Below are 8,403 nucleotides of genomic sequence, written 5' to 3' on the forward strand. Positions count from 1 at the left end.
TTTTCTCATCCTGACGCCGCGGCGTCATAAGAACTCACGTGCCTGCCCGCTGTTTCCGAACAGCGGGCAGCAGCATTTTGAGTCCTGGATCACACAGCACAACGGGCATAACACGTGGCATGGCAGTCCAAATTGGCCCCTCGGATCCAGACTTTGGGGATTCCTGCAACGGCACGCAATTGGACGACGATAGAAAAACTTCGGGCCATGGGCCATCAGGCAGCACAGCAGGATGACTGAGACCAACCGTGGCATAACGCTTCTGTCAACGCGAGGTCACCAGTTCTGCGCGGTCGGATCCACCAGCTGGATAGTGGTCACGGTCGATCTGCCTGCTGCTGTGCGGCGACCGGGCAGACGGTGTTGTTCGGATGCTTTGGCTCAACAACACAGACCCAATAACCACCAGCAAGACTCCCAGGCACAGTTGCCAAGGGAGCCTGCCGACGATAGAAACCAGACCAATCCAGAAAGTGGCCCAACAGGTCGCTCCGAGCACCGTTAATACACAGAACCGCACGATTGAGATACCGCTGTTTGCCGCAAGAATAGCCGCAGGAGTTCGAGCGCCCGGGATGAATCGCAGCACCAAGATCATGGCATCTCGGCCAAGTGGGCGTCCATGGAGTGTTGCCCGCCAGCGGTTGAGCTTGTTTCTGGCACCAGCGCTGCGGAAACATCGATCGGTGAAGGCCGTGGCAGTACAGTAAACGATCAGATCGCCGACGAACATGCCGGCAGCAATCACCGCGATGCTCAACCACAGTGGAACATCCAGGCCTGCAGTGGCGACCCCGACCGCCAATGCGGTGGGTTCGGCTGGACCCATGGGGATGGCCAGCAGCCCGAAAACCATCAGGCCACTGACCACTAGCTCAGTTATCGACATCGGTAGATCGTCCTAGCACGCTGCGGCTGGGATGGGACGCAACGGTTGAGTGTTCATTGTTGACATGGCCGCCAGGTAGTACTCGATCAGCCTCTGTGTGACGTGTCCCCAAGACCGGTGCAACACGGTTTGCCGGGCTTCGTGACCCATGCGAGCTCGCAGGACCGGGTCTGCAGCCAGGTGTTCAACCGCGGTGGACAGCCCTTCAAAATCACCGGGTCGGTAGTGCAATCCCGTGCGTCCGTGTTCAATGCGATCTTTGAGTCCGCCGGCGGCTGGCCCGATGGCAGGGACACCAGAGGCCATGGCTTCTTGGACGGCCTGGCAAAACGTTTCGTTGGCACCGGGGTGCACGAAAATGTCAAAAGTGGCCATCAACGTTGCCAGCTCGTCGCCATATTGTGGTCCCACAAAGCGGGCAATCGGTAGTCGTGCTTTCAGGGCGGCTTCCTCTGGACCGCCACCGGCAATGACGACCCGCACCCCGGGCAGATGCTGCAGGGATTGGAGATGATGGAGGTCTTTTTCTTTGGCGAGTCGACCCACGTAGCCGACCACGACATCACGCTGCTGCGGTTGGGCGAGCAGATAGGTGCTGGTCAGACGTGCATGTAATGACTCATCGCGGTTGTCTGGTCGAAATCGTTGAACGTCAATGCCGCGCGGCCAATACCGCAACCGGGGGATCCTCAGTGCTTGAAGTTGTTCAAAGCTTGTTGTCGAGGGCACCAGATTGAGTATTGATTGTTCGTGAATGCGCCGCAGCCGATGTTCAACAAACGATGTGAGACCGCGCAACCGGTAGCGTTGGGCCAGACCAACCAGATCGGTCTGGTAAATACTCACAACGGGTAGCCGCAGATTATTTGCAGCTTGAATCGCGGTGTGCCCGAGCACGAATGGTGAGGCAACGTGCACGACGTCGGGCTGTACGGCCTTCATGATGTTGCGAATGCGACGCTGCGTGGTCATGCCCAGTGTGAAGTCACTGTAGCCGGGCAGATCCAGTCCATTGACTCGATGGACGGTCGCACCCGCATAATCATCCGGGCCTGTCGGGGCGATCACCTCCACCGTATGGCCCTTGGTCTGCAGTTGCTCCACAACGTGACACACGGAATTGGTCACCCCGTTAATCTGGGGCAGAAATGATTCGGTGACCACTAATACGCGCAGGGTTTGGTTGTCGGTCAGGGTATTTTTCGGGTGAGTGGTAAACATGATTCCACCCTATGAATCCGCGTGTTTGTGCGGAATGTGGCTAACTGCCCGGTTATCGGCGGGTAACCGGAGGGCGCAGGTGCAGTTATCCCCACCCCGGTGCGGTGTGGGTCACTTAGTCGGCGTAGTCGACGGTGATGTTACCGGTGCTCGAGCGCGCATCAATGAGGGTTTCCGATGCCGTGTCGGTGTCTACTGCAACAGACACTGTGCCGGTGGTGCTGCTGGTGAGCACCCGGTAGGTTTCGCCGCGCGGCACTAGGACCGTGATATTCCCGGCCACCGATTGAGCTTCGATATGACTGATGGGGGTAGAAAACTCCAAATCGATCTGACCTGAGGACGAACGAGCATCAAGCGTTTGGGGCCCATCGGTCACTGAAATATCCCCCGCCACGGTCCGTAGCGTCAGCTCTCCGGCCAGGTTCTCGATGGCCACCTTGCCCGAGTCTAATTCCACGGTAGCCCCAGCCGAGGACGGCACCTGGGCGGTGTACTCGATGCTACAACTGGGACTGAACCACACGGGAATCGACCGGTGGCGGCAATATAGGTCCACCACCAATTGTTGTGCCCGCTGCTGCGTATCGACCACCGGTTCGCTGGTATACCAGGCGGTTGCAATATCTGCGGTCACTTCGGCCACGTCGGCACCGTTGAGGCTGACATTGGCACCTGTGCCGTGCACGGAGATCGTCTCGGGTGCCATAGCTTCGGTGGTTGTGGTGTGCTGGGTCTGTTGGACCCCGCGGCCGGTCAACAGCCACCAGGCGCCCAAAGCACCCAGCCCCAATAGAACAGCGGTGACCAGACCTCCGATCACCAGCCACAAACGACGCCGTGGTGGTGGGTGCGGTACTGTCATCGTCGTCCCCGGTGTTGGTCGCGATCTCGCTGGGAGTAGCCGGCCAGGTATTTCAACACGGCAAGGACACGACGGTTGGTGTTGCTGGTGGGCGGAATGTCCAGTTTCGTGAAAATTGCGTTGATGTGTTTGGTTACGGCCGATTCGCTGAAGTACAACTTGTCACAGATTGCCGCATTGGAATGCCCCTCGGCCATCAGGGCCAGCACCTCGGACTCGCGCTGGGTGAGTGCTTCAAATGCGGCGCCTTGACGTTGGCGGGTCAGTAATTGAGACACCACTTCGGGATCTAACACGGTGCCGCCGTTGGCCACCGTGTGCAGGGCAGCCAGGAACTCTTCGACTTTGCCGACCCGATCTTTGAGTAAATAGGCCACCCCTTTGGTTTCACCGGTCAGCAGTTCTACGGCATAGTGTTCTTCAACGTATTGGGACAACACAATCACGGCCAGGTTTGGATCGTGTTGCCGCAATTGGATGGCGGCCCGAATACCTTCGTCAGTGTAGGTCGGTGGCATGCGCACATCGACGATCACCAGGTCCGGTACGTGGTGTTGCACCGCGGTCATCAGTTGGGTCGCGTCGCCAACGGTTGCGGCCACATCGATCTGAGCAAAATCCAGCAGGCTGGCCAGCCCTTCACGCAACAGCACGGAATCTTCGGCAATCACAACTCGCATGGTAGCTCCACTTCGATTGTTGTTCCTTTGGTTGGTTGGCTTCGGATCTGTAATGATCCATCAATGGATTCCACACGTTGGCGAAGACCAATCAGTCCGGTGCCACGGTGTTCTGCGGCACCGCCAACGCCGTCGTCGTCGACGCTGATGTACAGGGTGTCCTGGTGGTATTGCACTGTGATAGCTGCTCGGGTTGCGTGGGCATGGGCGATGATGTTGTTGACGGCCTCAGACACCACGAAATAGGCCACGGATTCGACATCGATCGAAGGACGTTCGGGGACGTCGACGTCCACAGAAATGGGCAGGGACGAGCGCGACGCAATCCCAGAGATGGCGGCATCAAGGCCCCGATCTTCAAGTACGGCAGGATGCAGGCCCCGCACCAAATGTCGGATTTCTTGCAGGGCGTTTTGAACCTCCTCTTGGGCATATTCAAGAGTTGAGGTGACTCGCTGGCTATCCACCGGCTGATTGTCAGCCGTAGCCAGGCTGTGACGACTGCGTTCCACCCCCAGAGTGACCGACAGGGCCGTGAGGCGTTGTTGAGCGCCATCATGCAGGTTGCGTTCAATGCGGCGTCGCTCAGCATCGGCGGCAGCAACGACCCCGGATCGGGCTTCGGTGACCTGCTGGACGCGCTGGGCCAGCACGGCCTTTTCGGTCATTCCGTTGACCCAGCGGACCAGACCGAGATCGAGTTTGGCCATACCGTGCAGAATCCAGGGCGAGCTCAACGTCAACGCCGCTGCAGCGACGGCAAAGATGATATTAAACTCGACCAGCCCAGCACTGAACTGCAGCACAAAAATGATGGCGGCCGGTCCGCCGACCAAGCATCCTAGGACGCCGGCGATCATCACTGGGCCCCAGAGTAACCCGATGAGCTGATAGGCCAGGGCGCGCAGGCCGTAGCCACTAATACTCAAGGTCACCAGGCGTTTGAATCCGCGACGTGGCGGTTGTGGTTTGGGTATCGACGTTGCCATGAGCGCATTGACCCGGGATCGGTGCAGCCGGGTGAGGAAACAACACAGGATAAACGTTGCCAGTCCGACAATACAGGCCAAGATAATGAGATTGGCACGCACATTGGTGACATTGTCTGCAGGTAAGGTCGTGGGAACAGAAGTGAGCACGACTGCGGCGATAATCCCGCTGGCAAGGATAAATCCGCCTACTGCCGGTGCAATGAGCAGCAGGCCTCCGGTGGTTATAAAGATGGTGTTGGACACGAATCCTCGCCAGACACCATCTTGCGCCGGTGATCCAGCAGCCGCAAGGGTCATAATGTGACCGTATTCGCTTTGATAATGACGCCGCAAGGTACTTGGCTCTCCGGCGAGGGTGCAGAAAACTCCACCCGAAGTATCGGGTTATCACCCACCATGCGTGGAGCTACCTTGGTTTCGTCCACGACAGTGCCTGGATAGGTTGGGTTGCTCAGGCACCTTTACTCAACGGCTAGAACCGGTGGCATCCATGGAATGGTTACATTTCTTCGGCGAATTCTTCGAACAAGCAGAGGCAACGATATTGCAGCTGGGGGTTTCCCCGTGGTTGCTGTTGGTCGTGTTGTTCGTTAGCTGTCTTGACGGGTTTTTTCCACCGGTGCCCAGTGAATCTATTGTGACTGCGGCCGCGGTGGTTGGTATGACCGGTGGCGGATCGATGGGGTTTTTGGCTTTGTTGGTGGTCGCAGCGGCGCTGGGCGCATTTTTGGGCGATCACATCGCCTATGCGTTTGGTGCCCGCGTGCCGTTGACTCGCTTACCTGGCCTGCGTGGGCCCCGGGCACAAGCAGCCTTTAGCGCCACCAAACGGATGTTTGCTCGACGTGGCAGTACGTTAATCTTGACCGGCCGGTTCGTGCCGATTGGTCGTATCGCGGTTAACATCACCGCTGGATCCACGGCATATCCGCTTGCCCGATTCATCCCGTTGGTGGCACTGGCCAGTGTGCTGTGGTCCTGCGTTGCGGTGGCCACCGGAGCTCTGGCGGGGCACATGCTCAAGGATCATCCGTTGCTGGCCGTGTTGGTGGGCATCGGTACTGGAATCCTGTCGGGTATGGCCATCGATTGGCTGGCACAGTCCTCCCACCGCAAGACCTCATAAGCAATACAAAGCAGTGAAAGGCCTGTTGTCTTGGGACCACGGCGGCCATGTGATGACCGTGTATCCGCTCGGATCACGGTCATCACATGGCTCCACGGTATTGATCTGAAGTTATCTCGACAATTCCGAAGCTTGTTGATCACGCGAAAGGGCCCTGTCACGATCTGGGTCCACGGCACCCTCACGAGCGGGATCGCCGGTCATACTGGCGGCCCGGTTTGACGGGGTTGCGTCGTCACGCCAGCGCAGCAATGCACCAATGCCTTCTGGAATAGCGTCATAGCGATCTTGCAGTGCACTGACGCCAGCATCAGTCAGGATCGCCTGCCGGAGCAGGTGTTCAATATTGTCTGGTTCACGGCCCGGTGTGAACACCAGCTCCTCAACCTGACCGCGTTCTAGAGCGCGTGCGACTTCTTCGGCACCGGCGATGGACGCGGCATCGCGCGCCTGGTGTTCACGAAAGTGCTCGGCTAGGTTCTGTTGGTTGCGGTCAATAAATGCTTGGGTGACCCTGGCCAGTTCTTCACGGAACGATGCCCGTTCAAGGCTGACTCCGCGGGTGCCACCGGCTGCGGTGTGCAGACGTGTCAACGCTTCTTGGCCAAGTTCGGCTTTGAGTAGTGCCAGGGCGCGAATGTCACCGGTGAGGATGACCATATCGGGTTTATGTTCCATGACCAGCTTGTTGACCTTTTCGGCCACGGCTTCTGCATTGCGCTCCCAGGAGTCTTCGACTCGGGCTTCATAATTATTGGATCGCCAGCCGTGCTGGGAACCGCCACCGAGTCGGGCTTTGTGCAATTCGTCGTGACCACCGTCGATTGATTCGGCTTCTGCAACACTATTTGGTGCCTGGTCGATCGCAGGATTTTCTGGTGCCCGGAGCAATAGATCGGCACCTGCCCGGTCAACTTCGATCAGCAGTTGCGTCACCGCATACGGGGTTAATTGCAGTAACGGCAGCAGGACGGCGTGGTCGCCCCAGCGGGCCACATCTTGGTATGGCGGAACCGGGAGCACCCGGTCGACGAGGATCTGCGAGCTGGACGCCAAAATGGCCCGGCCATGCCGACCGCCAATAGCTGAGGGGAGTTGCACCGTACGGTGGATATCGTCTAACAAAGCCGTCGGTGCGCCTTCGGATACCATTTGGGTGCGTAGCTGTTCCCACCGGATGGACAGCTCAGCTGCGGCATTGGGATCGGTTCGGGTGGTGTCGAGGTATACCGACAGGATGGGGCCGTCTTGCTCGAGCGCGGATTTTAGCCAGGGTAGTTTCATCATGCCCTCCAGGTTGCTCGTAGTGCGGCGACCGAGCACCCAGCACAGCTGCTCTGCCGCCGCGTGGTAGGTACTACTGTTCCATGAGCCGACGCTGTCGACAAGCATTCGAGGACACTATTTGACGGCGCCAACATTGCCGACGGCAAATTGATGCACGACATCCAGACAGGATGCAAAAAGCGGTGAGCATACCGCAACCTTAAGACCAGACTACTGCCAGGTGGGGGTCTTGCCGCAAGGCCCCCTGATGGTGTCAGAATTTCAGGGTACATCGAAAGGATCTTTTGCCGTGACCACCAATCGCCACAACCACCTGACCGCAGTCTTCGACTTACCCGAACACTTAGCTGCCAAAGCCGAACCGGCCCTCATTGCAGCAGACCAACGCCATTTGACCGCGGTCAAATACGCCGTGGAGCGCCAAACCGCACAGGCGACTGAACAACTCGGCGTCCTGAAAAAACAACCCCGAGGTGTCGGGGAATACGCTCTGGAACGCGACGCGCATATTCACCGGCTAACCTCCAGGCTTCGTCTTCTGAAACGATTCGGCATGGATCTAACCTTGGGCCGCATGGACTACACCGATGATGAGTGCACGCCTAACGAGCCCGTCTACATTGGTCGGATGGGTTTGTCTGACGACGACGGAACTCGGCTGCTTGTTGACTGGCGGTCTCCGGCTGCTGAACCGTTCTTCGCCGCGACTCACGCTGACTCGATGGGTCTGGCAAGTCGCCGCCGGTATCGCTGGGACCGGGGCCGTATCACCGACTACTGGGATGAAGTCTTCACAACCGACAGCCTGGCCGATCATGGCGCACTCGATGACCAGTCGGCGTTTATCGCCAGCCTCGGCGCCCACCGATCGTCCCGAATGCAAGATGTGCTCGGCACCATCCAAGCCGATCAACACGCCATCATCCGGGCAGATTCCCGCGGCACGCTAGTGGTTGACGGCGGTCCTGGCACCGGCAAGACCGTGGTTGCCCTGCACCGCACCGCACACCTGTTGTACTCCGATCCACGATTACAAGATCGTCGCAGCGGGGTCTTATTCGTCGGACCACACGAACCTTTTCTTGCCTATGTTTCGGATGTGCTGCCAAGTTTGGGCGAGAACGGCGTCCAGACCACAACGGTGAGCGGACTCCTGCCGGAAGGCGCAACAGCCTCTCCAGAACACCAGACCGAGATCGCAGAAATCAAGTCCCGACTTAACGTCGTCAGTGTCATGGAAACAGCGGTGGGATTATATGAACAACCACCCGTGGCCGATGTATTAATCGAAACGCCCTGGGCAGACCTTCGACTCAGTACCGAAGACTGGGCCGAGGCGTTCC

At 58.5% G+C, this 8,403-nt stretch carries 8 protein-coding genes; 2 read left to right on the forward strand and 6 right to left on the reverse strand.

Annotation, left to right across the window (positions count from 1 at the left end):
• Window positions 1–265 precede the first annotated feature (265 nt).
• The 5 genes from K8V32_RS10755 to K8V32_RS10775 form a co-directional block, all read right to left on the reverse strand.
• The gene (locus K8V32_RS10755; protein ID WP_303907070.1) at window positions 266–889 is read right to left on the reverse strand and encodes a DedA family protein; all 624 of its coding nucleotides are present in this window, start codon (window positions 887–889) and stop codon (window positions 266–268) included.
• A 12-nt stretch (window positions 890–901) separates the two neighbouring features.
• On the reverse strand, window positions 902–2,110 hold the full coding sequence (locus tag K8V32_RS10760) for a glycosyltransferase family 4 protein (RefSeq protein ID WP_303907075.1): 1,209 nt from the start codon (window positions 2,108–2,110) through the stop codon (window positions 902–904).
• 115 nt (window positions 2,111–2,225) lie between these two features.
• The gene (locus K8V32_RS10765) at window positions 2,226–2,975 is read right to left on the reverse strand and encodes a DUF4097 family beta strand repeat-containing protein (protein ID WP_303907079.1); all 750 of its coding nucleotides are present in this window, start codon (window positions 2,973–2,975) and stop codon (window positions 2,226–2,228) included.
• The gene (locus K8V32_RS10770) at window positions 2,972–3,655 is read right to left on the reverse strand and encodes a response regulator transcription factor (RefSeq protein WP_303907082.1); all 684 of its coding nucleotides are present in this window, start codon (window positions 3,653–3,655) and stop codon (window positions 2,972–2,974) included. The genes K8V32_RS10765 and K8V32_RS10770 overlap by 4 nt, the downstream gene beginning before the upstream one ends.
• Complete coding sequence (locus K8V32_RS10775; protein ID WP_303907085.1) at window positions 3,643–4,944, reverse strand: sensor histidine kinase; 1,302 nt, start codon at window positions 4,942–4,944, stop codon at window positions 3,643–3,645. Before K8V32_RS10775 ends, K8V32_RS10770 begins: the two co-directional genes overlap by 13 nt.
• A gap of 193 nt (window positions 4,945–5,137) precedes the next feature.
• Here K8V32_RS10775 and K8V32_RS10780 point away from each other — a divergent pair, with 193 nt between their 5' ends.
• The gene (locus tag K8V32_RS10780; protein ID WP_303907088.1) at window positions 5,138–5,773 is read left to right on the forward strand and encodes a DedA family protein; all 636 of its coding nucleotides are present in this window, start codon (window positions 5,138–5,140) and stop codon (window positions 5,771–5,773) included.
• A 111-nt stretch (window positions 5,774–5,884) separates the two neighbouring features.
• Here the strand turns inward: K8V32_RS10780 and K8V32_RS10785 are convergent, their stop codons facing one another.
• Entirely contained in the window at window positions 5,885–7,060 is a 1,176-nt protein-coding gene (locus K8V32_RS10785; protein WP_303907091.1) for a baeRF2 domain-containing protein, read from the reverse strand.
• A gap of 289 nt (window positions 7,061–7,349) precedes the next feature.
• Here K8V32_RS10785 and K8V32_RS10790 point away from each other — a divergent pair.
• The coding region (locus K8V32_RS10790; protein ID WP_524536732.1) for a helicase domain-containing protein at window positions 7,350–8,403 on the forward strand (1,054 nt) is incomplete at its 3' end.

It is taken from the genome of Enteractinococcus helveticum (assembly GCF_020742345.1).
GTDB lineage: Bacteria > Actinomycetota > Actinomycetes > Actinomycetales > Micrococcaceae > Yaniella > Yaniella helvetica_A.

Coding starts and splice junctions, on each gene's coding strand:
- K8V32_RS10770 (WP_303907082.1), bottom strand. CDS start 3,655: ATGCGAGTTGTGATTGCCGAAGATTCCGTGCTGTTGCGTGAAGGGCTG.
- K8V32_RS10780 (WP_303907088.1), top strand. CDS start 5,138: ATGGAATGGTTACATTTCTTCGGCGAATTCTTCGAACAAGCAGAGGCA.
- K8V32_RS10755 (WP_303907070.1), bottom strand. CDS start 889: ATGTCGATAACTGAGCTAGTGGTCAGTGGCCTGATGGTTTTCGGGCTG.
- K8V32_RS10785 (WP_303907091.1), bottom strand. CDS start 7,060: ATGATGAAACTACCCTGGCTAAAATCCGCGCTCGAGCAAGACGGCCCC.
- K8V32_RS10760 (WP_303907075.1), bottom strand. CDS start 2,110: ATGTTTACCACTCACCCGAAAAATACCCTGACCGACAACCAAACCCTG.
- K8V32_RS10775 (WP_303907085.1), bottom strand. CDS start 4,944: ATGACCCTTGCGGCTGCTGGATCACCGGCGCAAGATGGTGTCTGGCGA.
- K8V32_RS10765 (WP_303907079.1), bottom strand. CDS start 2,975: ATGACAGTACCGCACCCACCACCACGGCGTCGTTTGTGGCTGGTGATC.